General features: G+C 72.5%; 25 protein-coding genes. 13 read left to right on the top strand and 12 right to left on the bottom strand.

The window, feature by feature from the left end; all coding sequences use genetic code 11:
• Positions 1-91: 91 nt before the first annotated feature.
• Positions 92-1,780 (bottom strand): ribonuclease J, encoded by a 1,689-nt coding sequence (locus tag EEW87_RS01810; RefSeq protein ID WP_123090905.1) that lies wholly within the window; start codon positions 1,778-1,780, stop codon positions 92-94.
• Entirely contained in the window at positions 1,777-2,676 is a 900-nt protein-coding gene (gene dapA, locus EEW87_RS01805; protein WP_123090906.1) for a 4-hydroxy-tetrahydrodipicolinate synthase, read from the bottom strand. The genes EEW87_RS01810 and dapA overlap by 4 nt, the downstream gene beginning before the upstream one ends.
• Before the next feature lie 42 nt (positions 2,677-2,718).
• Between dapA and EEW87_RS01800 the strand changes: the two genes are divergently transcribed.
• Genes EEW87_RS01800 through EEW87_RS01765 form a run of 8 tightly spaced genes read left to right on the top strand, consistent with a single transcriptional unit; the run spans position 2,719 to position 8,268 of the window.
• Positions 2,719-3,528: a thymidylate synthase gene (locus EEW87_RS01800; protein ID WP_123090907.1), complete on the top strand. Its 810-nt coding sequence runs from the start codon at positions 2,719-2,721 to the stop codon at positions 3,526-3,528.
• Positions 3,525-4,523 carry a dihydrofolate reductase gene (locus EEW87_RS01795; protein WP_123090908.1) on the top strand — a complete coding sequence of 333 codons (999 nt, stop codon included), beginning with the start codon at positions 3,525-3,527 and terminating at the stop codon, positions 4,521-4,523. Before EEW87_RS01800 ends, EEW87_RS01795 begins: the two co-directional genes overlap by 4 nt.
• A gap of 36 nt (positions 4,524-4,559) precedes the next feature.
• Positions 4,560-5,198, top strand: a complete 639-nt coding sequence (locus tag EEW87_RS01790; protein WP_123090909.1) for a SatD family protein — start codon at positions 4,560-4,562, stop codon at positions 5,196-5,198.
• Positions 5,195-5,935 (top strand): hypothetical protein, encoded by a 741-nt coding sequence (locus EEW87_RS01785; protein WP_123090910.1) that lies wholly within the window; start codon positions 5,195-5,197, stop codon positions 5,933-5,935. The genes EEW87_RS01790 and EEW87_RS01785 overlap by 4 nt, the downstream gene beginning before the upstream one ends.
• 20 nt (positions 5,936-5,955) lie before the next feature.
• Positions 5,956-6,681 (top strand): enoyl-CoA hydratase-related protein, encoded by a 726-nt coding sequence (locus tag EEW87_RS01780; RefSeq protein ID WP_068273904.1) that lies wholly within the window; start codon positions 5,956-5,958, stop codon positions 6,679-6,681.
• A complete protein-coding gene (locus tag EEW87_RS01775) occupies positions 6,681-7,235 on the top strand; it encodes a GNAT family N-acetyltransferase (RefSeq protein WP_123090911.1) in 555 nt (184 codons plus the stop codon). The genes EEW87_RS01780 and EEW87_RS01775 overlap by 1 nt, the downstream gene beginning before the upstream one ends.
• Entirely contained in the window at positions 7,232-7,957 is a 726-nt protein-coding gene (locus EEW87_RS01770; protein ID WP_123090912.1) for an AzlC family ABC transporter permease, read from the top strand. The genes EEW87_RS01775 and EEW87_RS01770 overlap by 4 nt, the downstream gene beginning before the upstream one ends.
• Complete coding sequence (locus tag EEW87_RS01765; protein WP_123090913.1) at positions 7,954-8,268, top strand: AzlD domain-containing protein; 315 nt, start codon at positions 7,954-7,956, stop codon at positions 8,266-8,268. Before EEW87_RS01770 ends, EEW87_RS01765 begins: the two co-directional genes overlap by 4 nt.
• Here EEW87_RS01765 and EEW87_RS01760 read toward each other — a convergent pair.
• The 5 genes from EEW87_RS01760 to dapB form a co-directional block, all read right to left on the bottom strand.
• Complete coding sequence (locus EEW87_RS01760; protein WP_123090914.1) at positions 8,265-8,882, bottom strand: signal peptidase I; 618 nt, start codon at positions 8,880-8,882, stop codon at positions 8,265-8,267. The genes EEW87_RS01765 and EEW87_RS01760 overlap by 4 nt on opposite strands.
• Positions 8,879-9,922, bottom strand: a complete 1,044-nt coding sequence (locus EEW87_RS01755) for a hypothetical protein (RefSeq protein ID WP_148041518.1) — start codon at positions 9,920-9,922, stop codon at positions 8,879-8,881. Before EEW87_RS01755 ends, EEW87_RS01760 begins: the two co-directional genes overlap by 4 nt.
• A 17-nt stretch (positions 9,923-9,939) precedes the next feature.
• Positions 9,940-10,584, bottom strand: coding sequence for a hypothetical protein (locus EEW87_RS01750; protein WP_123090916.1), 645 nt, complete (start codon positions 10,582-10,584; stop codon positions 9,940-9,942).
• A 37-nt stretch (positions 10,585-10,621) separates the two neighbouring features.
• Positions 10,622-11,173: an alternate-type signal peptide domain-containing protein gene (locus EEW87_RS01745; RefSeq protein ID WP_123090917.1), complete on the bottom strand. Its 552-nt coding sequence runs from the start codon at positions 11,171-11,173 to the stop codon at positions 10,622-10,624.
• Positions 11,174-11,415: 242 nt separating this feature from the next.
• A complete protein-coding gene (dapB, locus tag EEW87_RS01740; RefSeq protein WP_123090918.1) occupies positions 11,416-12,165 on the bottom strand; it encodes a 4-hydroxy-tetrahydrodipicolinate reductase in 750 nt (249 codons plus the stop codon).
• 148 nt (positions 12,166-12,313) lie between these two features.
• Here dapB and EEW87_RS01735 point away from each other — a divergent pair, with 148 nt between their 5' ends.
• A complete protein-coding gene (locus EEW87_RS01735; protein WP_163562347.1) occupies positions 12,314-12,466 on the top strand; it encodes a hypothetical protein in 153 nt (50 codons plus the stop codon).
• Between the two features lie 112 nt (positions 12,467-12,578).
• On the opposite strand, the gene EEW87_RS01730 is transcribed toward EEW87_RS01735, so the two are convergent.
• Together EEW87_RS01730 and rpsO are read right to left on the bottom strand one after the other, a co-directional pair.
• Positions 12,579-15,017 (bottom strand): polyribonucleotide nucleotidyltransferase, encoded by a 2,439-nt coding sequence (locus tag EEW87_RS01730; RefSeq protein WP_123090919.1) that lies wholly within the window; start codon positions 15,015-15,017, stop codon positions 12,579-12,581.
• A gap of 174 nt (positions 15,018-15,191) precedes the next feature.
• The gene (rpsO, locus tag EEW87_RS01725) at positions 15,192-15,461 is read right to left on the bottom strand and encodes a 30S ribosomal protein S15 (protein WP_068273884.1); all 270 of its coding nucleotides are present in this window, start codon (positions 15,459-15,461) and stop codon (positions 15,192-15,194) included.
• A gap of 152 nt (positions 15,462-15,613) precedes the next feature.
• On the opposite strand from rpsO, the gene EEW87_RS01720 reads away from it, so the two are divergent.
• On the top strand, positions 15,614-16,318 hold the full coding sequence (locus EEW87_RS01720; RefSeq protein ID WP_123090920.1) for a hypothetical protein: 705 nt from the start codon (positions 15,614-15,616) through the stop codon (positions 16,316-16,318).
• 26 nt (positions 16,319-16,344) lie between these two features.
• On the opposite strand, the gene EEW87_RS01715 is transcribed toward EEW87_RS01720, so the two are convergent.
• Positions 16,345-16,656: a DUF3072 domain-containing protein gene (locus EEW87_RS01715; RefSeq protein WP_068273881.1), complete on the bottom strand. Its 312-nt coding sequence runs from the start codon at positions 16,654-16,656 to the stop codon at positions 16,345-16,347.
• 143 nt (positions 16,657-16,799) lie between these two features.
• Here EEW87_RS01715 and EEW87_RS01710 point away from each other — a divergent pair, with 143 nt between their 5' ends.
• The gene (locus tag EEW87_RS01710; protein ID WP_123090921.1) at positions 16,800-17,498 is read left to right on the top strand and encodes a B3/B4 domain-containing protein; all 699 of its coding nucleotides are present in this window, start codon (positions 16,800-16,802) and stop codon (positions 17,496-17,498) included.
• Here the strand turns inward: EEW87_RS01710 and EEW87_RS01705 are convergent.
• Positions 17,495-18,382 carry a hypothetical protein gene (locus EEW87_RS01705; RefSeq protein ID WP_191563263.1) on the bottom strand — a complete coding sequence of 296 codons (888 nt, stop codon included), beginning with the start codon at positions 18,380-18,382 and terminating at the stop codon, positions 17,495-17,497. The genes EEW87_RS01710 and EEW87_RS01705 overlap by 4 nt on opposite strands.
• A 25-nt stretch (positions 18,383-18,407) precedes the next feature.
• Positions 18,408-19,805: a dihydrolipoyl dehydrogenase gene (gene lpdA, locus EEW87_RS01700; protein WP_068273875.1), complete on the bottom strand. Its 1,398-nt coding sequence runs from the start codon at positions 19,803-19,805 to the stop codon at positions 18,408-18,410.
• A 104-nt stretch (positions 19,806-19,909) separates the two neighbouring features.
• On the opposite strand from lpdA, the gene EEW87_RS01695 reads away from it, so the two are divergent.
• Complete coding sequence (locus EEW87_RS01695; RefSeq protein WP_123090922.1) at positions 19,910-22,183, top strand: carbon starvation CstA family protein; 2,274 nt, start codon at positions 19,910-19,912, stop codon at positions 22,181-22,183.
• Positions 22,183-22,395, top strand: coding sequence for a YbdD/YjiX family protein (locus EEW87_RS01690; RefSeq protein WP_068273871.1), 213 nt, complete (start codon positions 22,183-22,185; stop codon positions 22,393-22,395). Before EEW87_RS01695 ends, EEW87_RS01690 begins: the two co-directional genes overlap by 1 nt.
• The last annotated feature ends 40 nt before the right edge of the window (positions 22,396-22,435 follow it).

The raw sequence follows: 22,435 nt of genomic DNA, 5'->3' as shown, positions 1-22,435 counted from the left end.
ACCACGCAGTGCTGGTCGTCATGACGACCAGTACTGCGTGGTAGCTCGGGGGGTGTGGTAGCTCGGGGGTGCCGGGGCGAAGGGGTGCGCCTCAGGCCTCGACGACCGTCGGGATGATCATCGGGCGGCGACGGATCTTGCCGCCGACCCAGCCGCCGACGGCGCGGCGGATGACCTGCTGCAGCTGGTGGGGGTCGGTGACCCCCTTCGCCGTCGCGTCCTGGATCGCCGCGACGATCTTCGGACGCACCTGCTCGAAGATCTCGTCACCCTCCGCGAACCCGCGGGCGACGATCTCCGGGCCGGCGAGGATCGCGCCGCTCGAGGAGTTGATGACGACCATGACCGAGATGAAGCCCTCGTCGCGCAGGATGCGGCGGTCCTTGAGCAGGTCCTCGTCGGCCTCGCCCACGCTGCTGCCGTCGACGTAGACGTAGCCGCAGGGCACCGCGCCGACGACCCGCGCCCGGCCGTCGACGAGGTCGACGACGACGCCGTCCTCGGCGAGCGGGATGTGGTCGGGGTGGACCCCGGTCGCGATCGCGAGGTCGCGGTTGGCCACGAGGTGACGCCACTCGCCGTGCACCGGCAGGACGTTCTTGGGCTTGACGATGTTGTAGCAGTAGAGCAGCTCGCCGGCGCTCGCGTGGCCGGAGACGTGGACCCGGTCGGTGCCGCCGCTGTGCACGACGTGGGCCCCCAGGCGCATGAGGCCGTTGATGACCCGCCACACCGAGCCCTCGTTGCCGGGGATCGGCGAGGAGAGCAGCATGATCGTGTCGTCGACGCCGACGTCGATGCGGTGGTCGCGGTTGGCCATGCGGTTGAGGGCCGCCATCGGCTCGCCCTGGCTGCCGGTGCAGATGAGGACGACCTGGTCGTCGGGCAGGTCGCCGAGCTTCTTGACGTCGACGAGCACCCGGTCGGGCACGTGGAGATGACCGAGGTCGGCCGCGATCCCCATGTTGCGGATCATCGAGCGACCGACGAAGGCGACCTTGCGCCCGTTGCGCTCCGCGGCGTCGAGCACCTGCTGGACGCGGTGCATGTGCGAGGAGAAGCACGCGGCGATGATCCGCCGCTCGGCCCCGCGGAAGACCTTGTCGATCGCCGCCGAGATGTCGCGCTCGGGCGCGGTGAAGCCCGGGACCGTCGCGTTCGTGCTGTCGGTGAGGAAGAGGTCGACCCCCTCCTCGCCGGCGCGGGCGAAGGCGCGCAGGTCGGTGATCCGGCCGTCGAGCGGCAGCTGGTCCATCTTGAAGTCGCCCGTGTGCAGGAGGGTGCCGCCGGGCGTGCGCACGAAGACGGCGAGCGCGTCGGGGATCGAGTGGTTGACGGCGATGAACTCGCAGTCGAAGTGCCCGAAGACCTCGCGCATGCCCTCGGCGACGCCGAGGGTGTAGGGCTTGATCCGGTGCTCCTTGAGCTTGGCCTCGACGAGCGCGAGGGTCAGCTGCGAGCCGATGAGCGGCAGGTCGGGCTTGAGGCGCAGCAGGTAGGGCACCGCGCCGATGTGGTCCTCGTGCCCGTGGGTGAGGATCACCGCCTGGATGTCGTCGAGCCGGTCCTCGATGTACTCGAAGTCCGGGAGGATGAGGTCGACACCGGGCTGGTGGTCGTCGGGGAAGAGGACTCCGCAGTCGATGATCAGCAGCTGGCCGTCGTGCTCGACGACGGTCATGTTGCGCCCGATCTCGCCGAGGCCACCGAGCGGGACGACCCGCACGGCACCCTTCGCGAGCGGGGCGGGGATGTCGAGCTCGGGGTGCGGGTGGCTCATGCGACCTTCTCTGCGTGCGTGGCGGCGAGACCGGCTCGCAGGATGTCGAGGTGCTCGGGCGGGCTCTCGAGGAGCGGCAGGCGGACGGTCGCATGCTCGATGACGCCGAGCTCGACGAGCGCAGCCTTGGCCATGATCGCCCCCTGCGAGGTCGTCATGATCGCGTCGATGACCGGGATGACCCGGTCCTGGATCTCGCGGGCTCGCACGAGGTCGCCGGCGGCGACGGCCTCGACGAGCGCGGCGTTCTCACGGCCGGTGACGTGGCCGGTGACGGAGACGACGCCGACGGCACCGAGCGCGAGCAGCGGCAGGTTGAGGGCGTCCTCGCCCGAGTACCAGAGGTAGTCGGTCGCGGCCATGACGCGGATCGAGGCGGCGAGGTCCCCCTTCGCGTCCTTAACCGCGACGATCCGGTCGTGGCCCGCGAGCTCGACGAGGGTCTCGGTGGCGAAGGGGACGGCGGTGCGGCCGGGGATGTCGTAGAGCATGATCGGCAGCTCGGTCGAGTCCGCCACCGCCGTGCAGTGCGCGACCAGACCCGGCTGGGTCGGCTTGTTGTAGTACGGCGAGACGAGCAGGAGCGAGTCGGCCCCGGCCTCGGCGGCGCGGGCGGCCATCTCGATGCTGTGCGCGGTGGAGTTCGAGCCGACGCCCGCGACGACGGCGAGCCGGTCGCCGACCTCGTCGACGACCATCCGCACGACCTCGATGCTCTCGTCGGAGGTGAGGGTGGCCGACTCGCCGGTCGTGCCGTTGACGACGACGCCGTCGTGGGCGGTGTCGGCGAGGTGGCGGGCGACCGCGCGCACTCCCCCTTCGTCGACCGCACCATCTGGCGTCATCGGCGTCACCATCGCTGTCAGGACGTGGCCGAAGGGGGTGGTGTCAGGCATGCCTCGAGGGTATCGCGGCGGACGCCGGTAGATTTGCTGCCCATGCGCCAGTACCTCGACCTCCTCCAGCACGTGCGCGACGACGGGGTCGAGAAGTCCGACCGCACCGGGACGGGCACGCGCTCGGTCTTCGGCTACCAGATGCGCTTCGACCTCGCCGAGGGCTTCCCCGTCCTCACGACGAAGAAGCTGCACCTGCGCTCGATCATCGGCGAGCTGCTGTGGTTCCTGCGCGGCGAGACCAACGTGCGCTGGCTGCAGGAGCGCGGGATCTCGATCTGGGACGAGTGGGCCGACGAGGACGGCGAGCTCGGCCCGGTCTACGGGCACCAGTGGCGCTCGTGGCCCACGCCCGACGGCGGCACCGTCGACCAGATCGCGAAGGTCATCGAGTCGATCCGCACGAATCCCGACAGCCGCCGGCACGTCGTCTCGGCGTGGAACGTCGCCGAGGTCGACGACATGGCGTTGCCGCCGTGCCACACCCTCTTCCAGTTCTACGTCGCGCCCGGTGCCGACGGGGGCCGCGGCCGGCTGTCCTGCCAGCTCTACCAGCGCAGCGGCGACGTCTTCCTCGGCGTGCCCTTCAACATCGCCAGCTACGCGCTGCTGACGATGATCGTCGCCCAGCAGTGCGACCTCGAGCTCGGCGACCTCGTGCACACGCTCGGCGACGCCCACCTCTACCTCAACCACCTCGAGCAGGCCGACGAGCAGCTGGGGCGCGAGCCCTACCCGCTGCCGACGATGCGGATCACCCCGCGGCACAGCGTCGACGCGTACGAGCTCGAGGACTTCGAGCTCGTCGGCTACGAGGCGCACCCGAGCATCAAGGCGCCGATCGCCGTATGAGCGGCACCGACCGCGAGCCCCGACCGGTCCACCCCGAGCTGCGGGGACGCATCCCCCTTCGTGCCGCGTCGTACGCGGTGATCACCCGGCCGGCCGCCGGGGCCACCGGGCTCGAGGTGCTCCTCCAGCTGCGCAGCGGCACCCCCTTCATGGACGGGTGGTGGGCCTGCGGGGCGGCCGGCCACGTCGAGGACGCCGGGTCGGCGAGCGCGGCGCTGCGCCGCGAGGTCCGCGAGGAGCTCGGCGTCGACGTCGTGCGGGCCACGCCCCTGACGACGGTGCACCGCGGCTGCCTCGTCGGGACGATCGAGCAGCGGGCCGACTTCTTCTTCCACGTCACCGAGATCTCCGGCGAGCCCCGGCTCGCCGAGCCGGACAAGGCCGCCGACCTGCGGTGGTACCCCCTCGACGAGCTGCCGGAGCGGGTCGTCCCGCACGAGCGGCTCGTCCTCGACGCGCTCGCGGCCGCGACGAGCGGCGGGCCGGCCGTGCCCGCGGTGCTCGAGCTGGGCTTCGAGCAGCACCTCACCCTCGTGGCCGCCGTCGGCGCCAACCGCGCCATCGGCGTCGAAGGGGGGATGCCCTGGCACCTCCCGGAGGACCTGCGGCACTTCAAGGAGGTGACGACGGGCGGCGTCATGGTCATGGGCCGCCGCACGTGGGACTCCATCGGGCGGGCCCTGCCCGGTCGGCGCACCGTCGTCGTCACCTCCGACCTCGCGTGGTCGGCGCCCGGCGCCGAGGTCGCCCACTCGCTGCCGGAGGCCCTCCTCGTCGCGGGCGACCGCGAGGTCTTCGTCGTCGGGGGCGGCGAGATCTACGCCCAGACGATCGAGGTGGCGAGCGCGCTCGAGATCACGCACGTCGAGGCCTCCCCGCAGGCCGAGGTCTTCTTCCCCCCGATCGACCCCGACGTCTGGGTCGAGGTCCGGCGCGCGCCGCGCGAGGGCATGACCTTCGTGCGCTACGAGCGACGCGATCGTGGTGAAGTCTGAGGCTTCATCACGACGATATGAAGGTATGTTCTTCATATGGCTCAGATGAAGGACCGGGCTGTCGCCACCCTCATCGGCGACGTCGTCGGCTCGCGCCGTGCGCGTGACCGCGCCGGTCTGCACGACCGGCTCGCACGGGCGCTGCGGGGGATCGCGCCGGGCGCCGTCGACGCCCCGCTCGTCACCGTCGGCGACGAGTTCCAGGGCAGCTACGCCACGCCCGGGGCGGCCCTCGACGCCGCATGGCGGCTGCGGCTGCGGCTCTCGCCCGACGTCGACGTGCGGATCGGCCTCGGTCACGGGCCGGTCGCCCGGCTCGACGAGACGACCCAGGACGGGCCCGGCTGGTGGGCGGCCCGCGAGGCGATCGACTGGGTGAAGCAGACCCAGTCGCGGGCGACCACCGAGCACCTGCGCACCGCCTACCGCAGCGCGGACGAGGGACCGGAGGTCGCGGCCGTCAACGCCGCCCTGCAGTGCCGCGACCACCTCGTCGGCGTCATGGACGAGCGCTCCCTGCGCATCCTCGCCGCCCTCGTCGCCGGGCAGTCGCAGGCCGCGGTGGCGCAGGCCGAGGGCATCAGCGCCTCCGCGGTCTCGCAGCGGGTGCGCAGCGCGGGCATCGGGGTCGTGCGGCTGGCGGCCGAGCAGCTCGCCGGCGTGGAGGCGTCATGAGCGTGCTCGCCGTGCTCCTCGTCGCCGTCGGCGTCACCGACCTGCTGCGCAGCGCGCTGCCCGTCCGGCCGCGGCGCCCGGTCGTCGCCGCTGCCGCCGGTGTCGTGCTCGTCGTCGCGACCTCGGCTCTGGCCGGCACGCTCGGCACGGCCGCGGGCCGGTGGCTCGCCGTCGCCGCGGCCCTCGGGCTGCTCGCCTGGGTCCTCACGACCGAGCGCACCCTGCGCACCGGGCGCGCCTACCTCCTGCCCCTCGCCGTCCTGCTCGTCAGCGGTCTCGTGCCGCTGCTGTGGGCCGGGGCGGCGCCGGAGGTCGGGGGCCCCTTCGCCCGCTGGCTCGCCTGGGCCGAGCTGCCGTGGGCCGGCGACCCCGCGCGCGCCCTGCTCGTGGCCGGTCTCGTCCTCGTCCAGCTGAGCACGGGCAACCTCGTCGTCCGACTCGTCCTCACGAGCACCGGCGCGATGCGCCCCGGGCACGACCGCGGCCAGGAGGAGCTGCGCGGCGGGCGTCTCCTCGGCCCGCTCGAGCGGCTCTTCGTCCTCGGTCTCGGGCTCGCCGGCGAGGTCACCGCCGCCGGCCTCGTCATCGCCGCGAAGGGCCTCATCCGCTGGCCGGAGCTGCGCTCGCACGCCGACGACGAGGGTCGGCACGACATCGACAAGGTCACCGAGTACTTCCTCGTCGGCTCCTTCGTCAGCTGGCTCGTCGCGCTGGGAGCCCTCGCGCTCGCCTCCTGAGGGCCGCCTATCCTGGCCCCGTGCCCATCCGCAGCCACGTCCACGGCGACGTCCACGTCGTGACGGTCGAGCGCCCGGAGCGGCGCAACGCGATCGACCACGAGCACCTCGACGCGCTCGACGCGGCCGTCCGGGCCGCCGAGCAGGGCGGTGCCCGCGCCCTCGTCCTCACCGGGGCGCAGGGGCACTTCTGCGCCGGCGCCGATCTCACCGAGCTCGAGGACGTCGCCTTCACCGAGCGCCTCGCCGAGGTGCTCGGGCACCTCGCCTCGCTCCCGGTGACGACCGTGGCCGCGATCTCCGGGTCGTGCATGGGGCTCGGCATGCAGCTCGCCGTCGCGTGCGACGTGCGCGTCGCCACCGACGACGCCCGGTACGCCGTGCCCGTCGCCCGGCTCGGGCTCATGGTCGACCACTGGACCCTCGAGCGGGTGGCCCGCTGCTGGGGCGAGGGAGCGGCCCGCCACATGGTCCTCACCGCCGCCGTCCTCGACGCCGACGACGCCTGGCGCCTCGGCTTCGTCCAGCGCCGCGGTGATCTCGACGACGCCCTCGAGCTCGCGACCTCCGCCGCCCGGCTGGCCCCGCTGACCCAGGCCGGCTCGAAGACCGGGCTCGACGCCCGCACCCCCGACGACCTCGCGCGTTACCGCGACGCCTTCGCCACCGCCTGGGCGAGCGCGGACCTCCAGGAGGGCCGCGCCGCCTTTGCCGACCGACGACCCCCCACCTTCGAAGGACGCTGATGAGCACCCCCACCCCCGATGCCGGCGTCCGCACCGCCGGGCCCAACGACCTGCCGGCCCTCGGCGTCGTCCAGGCCCTCGTGTGGCAGGAGGCCTACGACGGCGTCGTCCCCCCGGAGGTCCACGCGCAGTTCGAGCCGCAGGCCTTCGCCGCCGCGTGGCGCCAGGCCCTCGCCGAGCCGCCCGAAGGGGTGCACCGCCTCCTCGTCGCGACGGCCGGCGGCCAGGTCGTCGGCTTCGCCGCCCTCGGCCCGAGCCAGGACCCCGACACCGGTCAGGCGACCGGCGAGCTCACGGCGATCGGCGTGCACCCCCAGGCCCGGCGCACCGGGCACGGCTCGCGCCTGCTCAACGCCGTCGTCGACACGCTCACGGGCGCGGGCGCGGACACCCTCGCCACGTGGGTGCTCGTCCCCCACGAGCAGACTCGTGCCTTCCTCGTCGGCGCCGGTCTCGCGCCCGACGGCGCCTTCCGCGACCGCGTGGTCTCCCCCGACGGGGCGACCGCCCGCGAGGTGCGCCTCGTCGCCTCGCTCGCCGACCCCGAGCCGTGAGCGCGGCCGTCGAGGACGCCGCTGTCGGGACGGCACGGCGTCAGGCCCTGTCCGTCGGCGTGGCGACGGGTGCGTACGGCGTGAGCTTCGGCGCGCTCGCGGTCGCCGCCGGCTTCGACGTGCTGCAGACCCAGGCCCTCTCGCTCCTGCTCTTCACCGGCGGCTCGCAGTTCGCCGTCGTCTCGGTGATGGGGGCCGGCGGCAGCCCGGCGACCGCCGTCGCGACCTCGACGATGCTCGGCATCCGCAACGGGCTGTACGCGCTGGAGACCTCGCGGGTGCTCGACGTGCGGGGGTGGCGCCGGCTCGCCGCCGCGCACGTGACGATCGACGAGTCGACCGCCGTGGGTCTCGCGCAGCCGACGACGCGCTCTCGTCGGGTCGGCTTCTGGTGGACCGGCCTGGCCGTCCTCGCCTTCTGGAACCTCGCGACGCTGGCCGGCTCGGCGCTCGGGAACGCGCTCGGCGACCCGCGCACGTGGGGGCTGGACGCGGCGGCGGCGGCAGCCTTCGTCGGGCTCATCTGGCCGCGGCTGCGCTCGGCCCCGACCGTCGTCACCGCCGCGGTGGCCGCGCTCGTCGCGCTCGTCTCCTACGCGTCGGTGCCGGCCGGCATCCCCGTGCTCCTCGCGGCCCTCGCCGCGCTCGTCGTCGGGCTCACCGGCGCAGGACGCACGGAGCCCGAGCCCGGGCACCTCGACGGAGAGGACCCGACGCCGTGAGCGCCTGGGCCACCGTCCTGCTCGCCGCCGTCCTCGGCTACGCGCTCAAGCTCGCGGGGTACCTCGCCCCGCCGTCCCTCGTCGAGGGGCCGCGTCGCTCGCGCGTCATCACGCTCCTGCCGGTGGCCCTGCTCGCGGGCCTGCTCGTCGTCCAGACGGCCGGCGGCGCCGACACCCTGACCCTCGACGCCCGCCTGCCCGCGGTCGTCGTCGCCGTCGCGCTCTTCGCGCTGCGGGTCAACTTCTTGCTCGTCGTCCTCGCCGCGGCCGCGACGGCCGCCGGGCTGCGCGCCCTCGGCTGGGCTGCCTAGGCCGCGTGCCGGCCGCCGCGGTGACGCCCGCGCCAGGCGGCGAGCAGCTGGTAGGCCGCGTACACGAAGAGCGCGCCCGCGCTCCAGCGCACGACGGTGTCCTTGTCGGTCTGGCTCATGCTCGAGGCGACGTAGCCCACCCACGGCACGTGGTAACGCACGACCCCGCGCAGCTGGGTCGGGGTGACCTCCCAGTCGTCGACGCCGCCGTTGGCGTCCCCCTTCGTCGTCCAGACCGGACGGCCCGAGACGTCCTGCTCCACCGCGACGACGCGGTGGGTGACGAGGGTGGGGTCGTCCGGGCGCGGCATGACCGTGATGATCGAGCCGACGGTGACCTCCTCACGGGCCTGCTCCGCGCTCTCGACAGGGTCGACGAAGACCTGGCTGCCGACCGGCAGGGTCGGCTCCATCGAGCCCGAGAGGATCGTCAGGGGCACGAGGCCGAGCACGCGCGGCACCGCGACGACGAGGACGAGGACCGCGCCTAGCAGCGTGAGCAGGGCGAGGAGCACGAGCCTCAGCGCGCGCGACGCAGGACGCGCAGCGGTCGTGGGCTCGTCCTCGACGACCTCGGCCGGCGCGTCGGCGGGCGGGTGGAGGGTGGCGGTCATGGCAGGTTCACCTGTCCCTGGTCGGGGTTGGGGATGACGCCGGTGCACACGAAGCGGTCGTTGCGGCCGGCAGAGTCGTTGGTGGCCCGCACGAGCCAGTCGGACTCGACGTAGCGGGTGCGGTCGCCGGCGAAGGGGTACCCGCGCAGGACGAGCTCGCGGGTCGCCCCGACCGGGCCGAGGTCGCTGCCCAGCAGCGGACCGGAGAGGCGGGCCGACGCGTCGAGCGGGCCCAGGCTCCGCCAGCTGCCCGCGACCGGTCGGACGAGGACCTCCCACCCACCCGCCATCGCGGGGGTGGGGGTGGTCGCGGTCGTCGAGGCGAGGGGCCAGCCGAACGCGAGCCGGCCGACCGAGCCCGAACCCTGCCCGCCGGAGACCTCGCTGCGGCAGGGGCTCGCGCCCGCCGGCGAGGTCGGCGCGGGGGTGCCGATCGAGAAGCGGGTCATCGTCGTGCGCTGGGTCGAGGTCCACGTGGCCGGCGGCTTGCTCGTCTGCCGCACGACGGTCGTGATGTCGACGGAGCGTCCGGCGTGCGCGAGATAGGTGTCGCGCTCACCTGCGGCCGTCGCGGGGTAGGGCAGGGACAGGGTCGGGCACAGCACCCGGCCAGCGCCCGGTGCGAGGGTCGCGCCGGCCACGGCTCCCTGGGGGCGGGTGTACGTCGTGCCTGCGGTGATCTGGCCGGCCGAGCGGGCCGCCCAGTAGGTGCTCTGGGTCGTGCCGCCGCAGGCTCCCTGGCCGGAGGTGTAGACGAGCGCGGCCCGAGCGAGGAGGTCGTTGGTGTCCCCGGCGTCGACCCGGGTGACCCTCGTGCTGCGCACGTCGAGGTCGGCGCTCTGGCGGCGTGAGAGGTTCGTCAGGTCGACCTGGGGCCCCGACGCGGTCGCGGTCATCTCGAAGACGTCCGAGCTCGGGCCGCTGATCGTGGTCGTCGCGCTCTCCCGCCACTGGGCCTGGGTCTGGCCGCTCGGCGCACTCACGAGGAGCACGCCGGCGAGGGCCACAGCCGCCACGGGCCACAGCCGCGTCGCTCTCATCCGTCGTGCCTCTCGGCTCATGCCCGCGTCTGGGCGAAGGTGTAGGTGAAGGTGCCGCCGAAGAGCGACTGGTCCTGCAGGGCGCTCCCCCAGCCGCCGGCGCTCGCCGTCACGGGCGTGCTGATCGAGATGCGGACCGTCGAGGTCCCCACCCCCGCGCCGGTCGGCACCGAGACGGGGATGCTCACCGAGCTGCCCGACGTCACCGCGCCTCCCAGCGCCGTGATCGTCGTCGTGGTCGTCGCGCTGCCGCTGAAGGCCGAGCGGGCCGCCGAGGTGAGCTCGGTGCTCGACACGGCGAGGGTGCCCCGCAGCGTCGTGCCGCTCGCGGCGAGCGTCACCGGCTGAGTGATGACGACCCGGTCACCGGGGACGAGCGCCTCGGAGGCGAGCGTCGCGCTGATGACCCGGCACTCGACGTAGCCGGGGTCGGGGGTGCACGTCGTGCTCGACGCGTACGTCCTCGACCCCGCGGGCTGCTGCGAGTGCAGCTCGGTGCGCAGCGTGCCCGTCGTCAGGCTCACCCCTCCCGAGGTGATGGTGCCGGGCTTCCGGGCGTCGTGCTCGGCCCAGCTCGCACCGGTCCCTCCGGCCCCGGTGAGGACGACGAGACCCAGGCCGAGCGCGAGCAGCGCGCGCCATGGCGCCGCGTCCCCCCTCATGCCTGCCCCCCTCGTCGTCCTCACCGCTCCCCCCAGGTCAGCGCTGCTGCTGGACGAGCGAGATGCGCAGGGTGTTGAGGTCGAGCGTCTTGTCCTCACCAGCGGTGCCGTTGGTCTTCACGTCGTCGAAGGGCATCGTGACGGTGACCCGGGCGTCGTACGCCTTGCCGCTCGCAGTGTCCTGGGAGGTGACCGTCACGCTGTCGGCGCCGTCGACCTTCGTCGCGATGACGACGTGATCCTTGAGGGTGTTGCTCACGCCCGGGAGGTTCGCTGTGAGCTGGGCCTTGAGGGTGTTGCCGACGAGGTTCGGCCGGACCTTCGCCCGGTACTCGACCTCGTCGCCGGGGACCATCTTGAAGGCGGAGGGCGTGATCGACGTGTCGTCGCCCGTGTCCGAGGTCCCCTTGGTGTCGAACCAGCCGCCGCCGTCGACCTGCATGTCCAGGTGACCGGCGGTGATGCTCCCCGGGGCGACGTCCTTCCCCTCGCTCCACTGGGCGAAGCTGCCGCCCGCGGCGGACAGGAGGATGACACCGGCACCGACGGCGACGAGCGAGGTGGTGGTCCGGGACATGGAGATGGGCATGCGAGATCCAATCGGCTCCGCGCGGGGATCAGCCCGCGCTGGGGTGGGTGGGAGCAGACAGGTCGGCGTCGACCCCGGGCAGTCCCCCTGGACGCCCTCTCCCACCACCGACGTTACTGGAGAGTCTTTACCATTTGCTGACTTTCGCCAGAACTAGTTGAAAGTCGCAGCATGACCCGGGTCACACCGCAGGCATGACGGCCCAGCAGGCCGTCCACGACGACCTGTCCGGCGGGAGGGCCTCACATCTGCAGATACTTCTCCAGACCCACGGTCACGCCGGGGTGCGAGGCGACGCCTCGGACCCCTTCGAGCACCCCGGGCATGAAGGAGGTGCGGTCGAAGGAGTCGTGCCGGATCGTCAGGGTCTCGCCCTCGCCGCCGAAGAGGACCTCCTGGCGGGCCACCATCCCGCGCAACCGCACGGAGTGCACCGAGACGCCGTGGACCTGCGCGCCGCGCGCCCCGTCGGGGTCCTGCGTCGTCGCGTCCGGCGAGGCCGGCAGCCCGGCCTCGTCGCGGGCCGCGCCGATGATCTCAGCCGTCCGCGCGGCCGTGCCGCTCGGCGCGTCGACCTTGTCGGGGTGGTGCAGCTCGACGACCTCGACGGACTCGTAGAAGCGAGCGGCCTGGCGCGCGAAGGACATCATGAGGATCGCGCCGATGGCGAAGTTCGGCGCGATGAGCACGCCGACACCGTCATGGAGCGACACCTGCTCCTCGAGGCTCGCCAGGCGCTCCGGCGTCCACCCCGTCGTCCCGACGACGACATGGATCCCCCGCTCGACGCAGTGGGCGACGTTCGCCGGGCTCGCCTCGGGCACGGAGAACTCCACGACGACATCGGCGCCCGCGAGATCGCCGAGGTCGTCGCCGGCGTCGAAGCGGCCGACGAGCTCCATGCCCTCGGCCCCCTCGACGGCGCGGCAGGCCGCCGACCCCATCCGTCCCGACGCCCCGACGACCGACACCCGCACGATGCTCTCGCTCATGCGCAGCACCTTACGACCGAGCAGCGGTGCCGCCCGGGCGCGTCCCGGCGCGGCACCGTACGCATCTGCTGGCCGCGTGTCGTTCACCTGCCGTTCACCTTGGTGCTACAGTCGTAGATGAACACAGAGTGAACAAGGGGTGTACGACATGACCGTGACTCATCTGACGACGACCGCGCCGGCTCCCGCCGAGCGCCGCCTCACCTGCACCTGGGTGCCCGTCCGCGGCGAGGACGGCCGCACGCGCATGGAGATGCGCTGGGTCGAGCCGGCCCCGCGCCGCGCACGCCACGCCGCCTGAGCGACCGCCTGGACCATCCGCCGCGGCGCAGGCAGACCAGGACGACGCAGACCAGGACGACGAAGGCCCCGCCCCCACGAGGGGGACGGGGCCTTCGTGATGTGCGGCTGGATCAGCCGGCGGCGTCCTCGGAGGACGCGGGGGCCTCGGCGCCCGTCTCCTCGGAGTCGGCGCCACGGCCGCGACCGCCACGACGGCGGCGACGGCCACCCTCGCGCGCGTCGTCGTCGCCGGAGCGCTCCTCGCGCTCGGGACGGCCACCACGGTCGCCACGGTCGCCGCCGCGGTCACCGCGGTCGCCGCCACGCTCACCGCGGTCGCCCGCGCCGGACTCGAGCTCGGCCTGCTGCTCGTCCGAGAGGACGGCGGCCAGGCTCAGCTTGCCGCGGGGGTCGATCTCCTTGAGCTCGACCTGAACCTTCGTGCCGACGCCGAGGACGTCCTCGACCGCGTCGATCCGCTTGCCACCGACGAGCTTGCGCACCTCGGAGATGTGCAGCAGACCGTCCTTGCCCGGCAGGAGCGAGATGAACGCGCCGAAGGTCGTCGTCTTCACGACGGTCCCGAGGAAGCGCTCACCGATCTCCGGCATCTGCGGGTTGGCGATCGCGTTGACGGCGTTGCGCGCCGCGTCCGCGGAGGCGCCGTCGGCCGCACCGATGAAGACGGTGCCGTCGTCCTCGATGGAGATGTCGGCGCCGGTGTCGTCCTGGATCTGGTTGATCATCTTGCCCTTGGGCCCGATGACCTCGCCGATCTTGTCGACGGGGACCTGGACGGTGATGATCCGCGGGGCGGTGGGAGCCATCTCGTCCGGGGCGTCGATCGCCTCGTTCATGACGTCGAGGATGTGCAGGCGAGCGTCGCGGGCCTGGGTCAGCGCGCCGCCGAGCACCGAGGCGGGGATGCCGTCGAGCTTGGTGTCGAGCTGGATGGCCGTGACGAACTCACGGGTGCCGGCGACCTTGAAGTCCATGTCGCCGAAGGCGTCCTCGGCGCCGAGGATGTCGGTGAGCGCCGCGTACTGCGTCTGCCCGTCGACCTCGTCGGTGACCAGGCCCATCGCGATGCCGGCGACCGGTGCACGCAGCGGCACACCGGCGTTGAGCAGCGACAGGGTCGAGGCGCACACGGAGCCCATCGACGTCGAGCCGTTGGAGCCGAGGGCCTCGGACACCTGACGGATCGCGTAGGGGAACTCCTCGCGGCTCGGCAGCACCGGCATGAGCGCGCGCTCGGCCAGGGCCCCGTGCCCGATCTCGCGACGCTTCGGCGAGCCGACGCGACCGGTCTCACCGGTGGAGAAGGGCGGGAAGTTGTAGTTGTGCATGTAGCGCTTCTTGCTCACCGGGCTCAGCGAGTCGATCTGCTGCTCCATCTTGAGCATGTTGAGCGTCGTGACACCCATGATCTGGGTCTCGCCACGCTCGAAGATCGCCGAGCCGTGCACGCGCGGCAGGACCTCGACCTCGGCCGACAGCGCGCGGATGTCCGCGAGCCCACGACCGTCGATGCGGACCTTGTCGCGCAGGATGCGCTCGCGCACGAGCTGCTTCTGCACGGAGCGGAAAGCAGCGGAGAGCTCCTTCTCACGGCCGGCGAAGGCGGCGGGCGCGTCGGCGGAGCCGGCGAGCTCGGAGGTCATGCTCGCCTTGATCTCGTCGAGGCGGTCCTCGCGCTCCTGCTTGTCGGCGATGGTGAGCGCCTGGGCAGCCTGCTCGGAGACGGCCTGCTGGACCGCGGCGTACGCGTCGTCCTCGTAGTCGAGGAAGACCGGGAACTCCTGGACCGGCTTGGCGGCCTTGGTGGCGATCTCGGCCTGCGCGTCGCACAGGGTGCGGATGAAGCCCTTCGCGGCCTCGAGACCCTCGGCGACGACCTCCTCGGTGGGAGCGGTCTTGCCCTGGTTCTTCACGAGGTCCCACGTGGACTCGGTGGACTCGGCCTCGACCATCATGATCGCGACGTCGTCACCGACGACGCGGCCGGCGACGACCATGTCGAAGGTCGAGCGCTCGATGTCGCTGAAGTTCGGGAAGGCGACCCACTGGCCGTCGATGAGCGAGACGCGCACGCCGCCGATCGGGCCGGAGAAGGGCAGACCCGAGATCTGCGTGGACAGCGAGGCCGCGTTGATCGCGAGCACGTCGTACTGGTGGTCCGGGTGGATCGACAGCACGGTGATGACGACCTGGACCTCGTTGCGCAGGCCCTTGACGAAGGACGGGCGCAGCGGGCGGTCGATGAGACGGCAGGTGAGGATCGCGTCGGTGCCGGGGCGGCCCTCGCGACGGAAGAAGCTGCCGGGGATGCGTCCGGCGGCGTACATCCGCTCCTCGACGTCCACGGTCAGCGGGAAGAAGTCGAACTGGTCCTTGGGCTTCTTGCCGGCCGTCGTGGTCGACAGGAGCATGGTCTCGCCGTCGAGGTAGGCAGCGACGGAGCCGCCGGCCTGCTTGGCCAGTCGGCCGGTCTCGAAGCGGATGGTGCGGGTGCCGAACGAGCCGTTGTCGATGACGGCTTCGGCGGTGGTGATCTCTGGACCCTCCATCGGGCCCTCCTTACTCTCTGCGCTCGCCGAGGGACGTCGTCGTTGCGCCCTGGCGTCTAGCGGTGCACCCGTCACGGGTGCCGGGGCGGTGCCCCGGGGACGCGCCTGGTCAGGCGGCGGCCCCATACGCGAAACAAGCGGTCCCCGTGGCGGGAACCGCTTGTCGCGTAGGTCTTATCGGCGAAGGCCGAGGCGCTTGATCAGCGAGCGGTAGCGCTCGATGTCGGTGCTCTCGAGGTAGCGCAGCAGACGGCGGCGCTGACCGACGAGGAGCAGCAGCCCGCGGCGGCTGTGGTGGTCGTGCTTGTGCTCGCGGGAGTGCTCGGTCAGGTCCTTGATGCGCTGCGTGAGCATCGCGATCTGGACCTCCGGGGAGCCCGTGTCGCCCTCGCCCGTGCCGTACTCGGCGATGATCTGCTTCTTGACGTCAGTGGTCAGCGGCATGCTGGGTCTCACTGCTCCTTCTCTGGGTCGTTGCGCGGCGCGCCCGGGCATGTTCACCGAGGCTCTCTGGATCCGCGGCCGATCTCACGGCGTCGCCCAGATTACCAGTGGCGTGCACGGCAGCCCTAATCGCGGCCGGATACGGTGGCGCGATGAACGAGAGCGTCGTCGCGGTCGTCTTCGGCAGCTGCTGCCTCCTGCTCGTCGTCGGTGGGGTCGCGATCGTCGTCAGCGCCGTGCGCCGGCAGCGACGCGGGTCCCAGCACGCGCAGCAGCAGGGCTGGGAGCGGGTGCCGGACGGCACCGACGTCGTGGCCGGCTGGCAGGACTGGCCCTTCACCGAGGCCATCCGTGGGGGCGGGCGCACCAACGACGTCCTCACCGGTGTCCACGGGGGCGTGCGCTTCATGTCGCTGCGCTGGTCGCAGCTCGAGTCGGGCCGGGGAGACGGCGGCGGCGACTCCGAGACGTACAACGTCGTCGCCGTCGCGACCCGCCACCGCTACCCCCGGCTCAGCGTCGTGCGCGGCAGGCACTACCACGGCGTCCCCGAGGGCCGGTTCGAGACGGGCGACGCCCGATTCGACCGGCGCTTCGACACCTTCGGCGACGCGGCCTTCGGCGCCGACCTGCTCACCGAGCCCGTGCGCGCGGCCATCGACGAGCACGGGCACGCGCTCGTCTTCCAGCCCGGGTGGATCACCCGGGTCACCCCGTGGACCTTCTACTCCGGCGAGGAGCGGATGATCGACGAGCTCGAGGCGCTGCTCGCACCGCTGCGGCTGGTGCCGCCGCAGGTCTGGTCGACCCACGGCGGCCCGCCGGACTTCCTCACGTCCTTCCGGCACTCCGGCTAGGGGCGGGGCACCGTCCCGCGGCGGCGTCAGCCGACGCGCTTGCTGCCCTGCTGCAGACGGTCGATGTGCTCCGAGGCCTGCGCCTTGGTGAGATCGGCCGGCAGCTCCTCGCCCGCCTCCTTCGCCAGGGTGTCGAGGTAGCTGCGCTGGGCGGCGGTCATCGGCTCGTCGCCCGTGACCCACTGCTCGGGGTCGCGCTCGAGGGACCCGTCGCTGCCCGTCGTCGCGTCGGGGGTGGCGCCGATGGTCTCGCCGCCGGCCCCGGCGGTGGAGGTCGTGCTGTCGTCGGTGGGCACGGGGGCCCCGGTCTGCTGGTCGTGCTGGGTGGGCTCGCTCATGTGCCGACCGTAGACGCGGGCACCGACGACGACGGGTGGGACGACCCCCCTTCGTCCAGGGTCGGCGGCACCGCGCCCCGCGACCGTGGTGCACTACAAAGCACCCTCACCCGCACCCGCACCCGAGCGAGGAAGAAGAGAGCATGCTCCCCGAGGTCCTGCGCGACGCGGAGGTCGCCGACGACGTCCTCGCCCTGCGCCCCGACTACCGCGCCCTGCTCCTCGTCGTCGAGGACATCTCCCCCGGTCCCGGTGACGACGCGAGCGAGGCCCTGCTGCTCCGGGCGGAGTCGACGGCGATCGCGCTCACGGCGGGCGCACCCGTCGAGGAGCTCCCCCACGTCGCCGCGTGGCGTGACGCCTACCGCGCCTTCGGCGCCAAGCCGCAGCGCACACGCAGCAGCCTCGAGGCGCTCACCCGGCGGGCCGCCGCGGGCCTGCCACGGGTCAACCGGGCCACGGACGTCTACAACGCGCTGAGCGTCATCCACCAGGTGCCGCTCGGCGGCGAGGACCTCGACCGGTACGCCGGCGCGCCCCGGCTCGTCCGGGCGAGCGGCGACGAGCTCTTCGACACGACCGCCGGTGGTGAGGAGGTCCTCGAGCACCCCTCCCCCGGCGAGGTCGTCTGGCGCGACGACGTCGGCGTCACCTGCCGACGCTGGAGCTGGCGCCAGGGCCGGCGCACCCGGCTGGGCGCCGGCACGACCCGGGCGCTCTTCGTGCTCGACGCCCTGGCCCCGATGAGCGACGACGCGCTCACCGCAGCCGCCGACGAGCTCGTCGCCCACCTCGGACCCCGGGCGCGGTCCCAGCGCCGGCTGCTCGGCGCGGCCGGCTAGGAGACCGAGCGGGCGGCCGAGGTCGCCCAGGTGCTCGCCCGGCCCGACCCGGACCCGGTGACCTTGACGCTCACCTGGCGGCCGCGGTCGGCCGAGGTGAGGCGGTAGGTCGAGGCCGTGGCGCCGCTGATGGCGATGCCGTCGCGGTACCAGCGGATGGTGCGCGTCGACGGCGTGGGCGACCACGTCCCGACGGTGACCCGCAGGCTCGACCCCACGGCGGACGTGCCGGAGATGCGCGGCAGCGGCGCCGAGTACGGACGCCACGCCGTCGTCGCCGCCGGGGCCGGCGCCAGGCGCGGTGCCGGGTCGCTCGTGCGCCCCAGCGAGAAGGACCAGCCCTCCCAGCCGCCGTTGACAACCTGCCGGCCCGCCGCGCCGTACCGGCTCAGCTGCCACGCCCCCTTCGCGCTCGAGGTGTGCCAGTAGCTCCAGTGCGCGCCGGTCGGCGGGGTCGTGCGGCAGGACTCGCGGTAGTCCCTCCCGGCCACGGTGAGGGTCGTGCTCGCCGACGGCTTGCCGGCGAGACGGCACACGACCGCCAGGCCGTAGGTGTCGACGCCGGTGACGTCGAGGCCGGCCGCGCGCAGCGCGTCCAGACCGGTCCCGCGGAAGGCCGTCTGCCCCGGGTCGGGCAGGGCGCACCGACGCAGGGTCGACCCGCCGAGCTCGCGGAAGTCGACGACGACGCTCACCCCCCGGCTCGTCGTGCACGTGCCGGAGTGGCCGCGCGACGACGCGAGCAGCGCCGTGCGCGGTGCCGCGGCCAGGGCCGCAGCACCGTCGGCGCGCGAGGTCGAGATCTCTCCTGCCCGGGCGGCCGGGGCGCCGAGGGCGCCCGCGAGGAGCGCCGCGGCGAGGGCGACGGGCAGGGCACGACGCACGGGGCTCCCCCTTCGCACGGTCAGGTCAGAGGTTGATCATGTGGCCGACGATGCCCTCGACGGACTCCTTGACCGCCTCGGACAGGGTCGGGTGGGCGAAGACGTTGCGGGCGACCTCGTCGGCACGCAGGTCCCACTTCTGGGCGAGCGTGAGCACCGGGAGCAGCTCGGTGACGTCCGGGCCGATCATGTGCGCGCCGAGGATCTCGTTGGTCTTCGCGTCGGCGACGACCTTGACGAAGCCGACCGCGTCGCCCAGGCCCATGGCCTTGCCGTTGGCGCTGAAGGGGAACTTCGCCGACTTCGTCTCGAAGCCCTTCTCCTTGGCCTGCGCCTCGGAGTAGCCGAAGGAGCCGATCTGCGGGTGGCAGTACGTCGCGCGCGGGATGAAGTCGTACTCGACCGGCATCGTCTCGGCACCGGCGATGGTCTCGGCCGCGACGACGCCCTGGGCCTCGGCGACGTGGGCGAGCATGAGCTTGGCCGTGCAGTCGCCGATGGCGTAGACGCCGTCGACGTTGGTGCGCATGTAGTCGTCGATGGCGACGGCGCCGCGGTCGGTGAGCTCGACCCCGATCGCCTCGAGGCCGTAGCCCTCGGTGCGCGGGGCGAAGCCGATGGCCGACATGAGGCGGTCGGCCTCGAGGACCTGCTGGTCGCCCCCCTTCGCCGGGGTGACGGTGACCTTGACGCCGGAGCCGGTGTCCTCGACGGACTCGACCTTCGTGCCGAGCATGACCTTGACGCCGAGCTTCTTGTAGTGCTTGAAGAGCTCCTTGGAGACCTCCTCGTCCTCGGTCGGGACCATGCGGTCGAGGAACTCGACGATCGTCACGTCGACGCCGAAGTTCTTCATGACGTAGGCGAACTCGACGCCGATGGCGCCCGAGCCGGCGATGATGATCGAGCCGGGCAGCTCGGGGTCGAGGATCTGCTCCTCGTAGGTGACGACGTTCTCGCTCACCTCGACGCCGGGCAGCATCCGGGTGACGGCGCCGGCGGCGATGATGAGGTTGTCGAAGGTGATGCTGCGGGTGTCGCCGCCCTCGAGCGCGACGTCCATCGAGGTGGGCGAGGTCAGGGTGCCCCAGCCGTCGATCTCCTCGATCTTGTTCTTCTTCATGAGGAAGTGGACGCCCTTGACGATCCCGTCGCTCACCTGGCGCGAGCGCTTGTGGGTCGGGCCGAAGGACATCGTGGCGTCGCCCTCGATGCCGAACTTCGCCTTGTCGTGGGCGAGGGTGTGCGCCAGCTCGGCGTTCTTGATGAGCGCCTTGGAGGGGATGCACCCGACGTTGAGGCAGACACCGCCCCAGTACTTCTTCTCGACGACGGCGACCTTCTTCCCCAGCTGCGAGGCGCGGATCGCCGCGACGTAACCACCAGGACCAGCACCGAGCACGACCACATCGAAGTCAGACATGATCGAAGACTATCTGGCGCGCCGTGGTGCGGATCACGCCCTCCCGCACTAACGTGCGTGCGTCATCGGCGACGGGTCGGTGGCACGTCCGCCGGGAGGCACCCATGAGCACGTCGCTCGACCCCGAGGTCCGCGAGCTGCGGACCGACCCAGACCGGCCACCGGTCGCGGTGGAGCAGCGCCACCGCGTGACGACCCGCGAGAAGGCGGTCTTCGGCGTCATCGCCGTGCTCGGCGCGATCGGGTGGGTCATGCTCGCGATCGTGCGCGGCGAGCAGGTCAACACCGTGTGGTTCGTCGTCGCGGCCGTCGCGACCTACCTCATCGCCTTCCGCTTCTACGCCCGGCTCATCGAGTACAAGGTGCTCCAGCCGCGTGACACCCGCGCCACCCCGGCCGAGGAGCTCGAGAACGGCAAGGACTTCATGCCGACCGACCGGCGGGTGCTCTACGGGCACCACTTCGCCGCGGTCGCCGGCGCCGGTCCGCTCGTCGGCCCCGTCCTCGCCGCCCAGATGGGCTACCTGCCCGGCACGCTGTGGATCATCATCGGCGTCGTCTTCGCCGGCGCCGTCCAGGACTACATGGTCCTGCACCTGTCGATCCGCCGCCGTGGGCGCAGCCTGGGCCAGATGGCGCGCGACGAGCTCGGCGTCGTCGGCGGCGTCGCCGCGATCCTCGGCGTGCTGTCGATCATGCTCATCCTCATCGCGGTGCTCGGCATCGTCGTCATCGGCGCCCTCGCCGGCAGCCCGTGGGGCGTCTTCTCCATCGCGATGACGATCCCCATCGCCCTCTTCATGGGCGTCTACCTGCGCTATCTGCGCCCCGGCGCGGTCAACGAGGTCTCCGTCATCGGCGTCGTGCTCCTCGTCCTCGCCATCGTCGCCGGCGGCTGGGTCGCCGAGCACCCGACGCTGTCGGACACCTTCACCCTCGAGCCGATCACCCTCGCCTGGCTGCTCATCGCGTACGGCTTCGCCGCCTCGGTCCTCCCGGTCTGGCTGCTCCTCGCACCGCGCGACTACCTGTCGACCTTCATGAAGATCGGGACGATCGTCCTGCTCGCCGTCGGCATCCTCATCGCCCGGCCGGTCGCGCAGATGCCGGCGGTCACCGAGTTCGCGAGCACGGGCACCGGTCCCGCCTTCGCCGGCTCGCTCTTCCCCTTCCTCTTCATCACCATCGCGTGCGGCGCCCTCTCGGGCTTCCACGCCCTCGTCTCCTCGGGCACGACGCCCAAGCTCATCGAGAAGGAGAGCCAGGCCCGTCTCATCGGCTACGGGGGCATGCTCACCGAGTCCTTCGTCGCGATCATGGCGCTCGTCGCCGCGGTGAGCATCGACCAGCACATCTACTTCGCGATGAACGCCCCGGTCGCCCTCACCGGCGGCGAGCCCGGCTCGGCCGCCGACTACGTCAACGGCCTCGGACTGCTCAGCCCCGGCGGCACCCCCATCCCGCCGATCGACCCGAGCGTGCTGCAGAACGCGGCCGAAGGGGTGGGCGAGGAGACGATCATCTCGCGCACCGGCGGCGCGCCGACCCTCGCCTTCGGCATGTCCGAGGTGATGTCGGCCTTCGGCGGCGACTCGATGAAGTCCTTCTGGTACCACTTCGCGGTGATGTTCGAGGCGCTCTTCATCCTCACGACCGTCGACGCCGGCACCCGCGTCGCGCGCTTCATGTTCTCCGACTCCATCGGCAACGTCCCCGGCATGTCCCGCTTCAAGGACCCGAGCTGGCGCGTCGGGGCGTGGATCTGCTCCCTCATCGTCGTCGCGGGCTGGGGCTCGATCCTCGTCATGGGCATCCTCGACCCGCTCGGCGGGATCTACACGCTCTTCCCGCTCTTCGGCATCGCCAACCAGCTGCTCGCCGCCATCGCGCTCACCGTCGTCACCGCGGTGCTCGTCAAGCAGGGCAAGGTCCGCTGGGCCTGGGTGCCGGGCATCCCGCTCGTGTGGGACCTCGTCGTCACGATGTCGGCGTCGTACCAGAAGATCTTCAGCGACAACCCGAAGATCGGCTACTTCGCTCAGCGCGACGCCTTCGTCACCGCGCGTGACGCGGGCGAGGTCCTCGCCCCGGCCAAGAGCGCGGCCGACATGGACAAGATCATCTTCAACTCCCTCGTCCAGGGCACGCTCTCGATCGTCTTCGCCGTGCTCGTCATCATCGTCGTCGCCGCCGCGGCCGTCGTCGTCGTCAAGGCCCTGCGGGCCGGCGGGCTGCCGACGACCGAGGACGAGGACGTCCCGTCGCGGATCTTCGCCCCCGCCGGCTTCGTCCCGACGCCGGCGGAGAAGCGGGTCCTCGAGCAGTGGCAGGAGGCCGGGCTCGACCCGTCGCCCGCCGCCAGCCGGGGGCACCACTGATGGCCGCCGCCCCCGCGGAGCAGGGCCGGCTGCGCTCGGTCCTGTCCGGGGTGGGCTGGTTCGTCGGCGGCGTCACCGGCGGCAGCGCCTACGAGCGCTACGTCGAGCACCTGCGGCGCACGCACCCCGAGCGCCCCGTGCCGAGCAAGCGCGACTTCTGGCGTGAGAAGTACGACGAGCAGGAGCGCAACCCCTCCACCCGCTGCTGCTGAGCGGCACCGCTGATCCCCCTTCGTCCCCCGGGCGGAGGGG

The organism is Janibacter melonis, from assembly GCF_003721155.3.
GTDB classification, from domain to species: domain Bacteria; phylum Actinomycetota; class Actinomycetes; order Actinomycetales; family Dermatophilaceae; genus Marihabitans; species Marihabitans melonis.
Note: the sequence above shows the minus strand (reverse complement) of the source record. Positions and strands in the feature narration are given on the sequence as shown.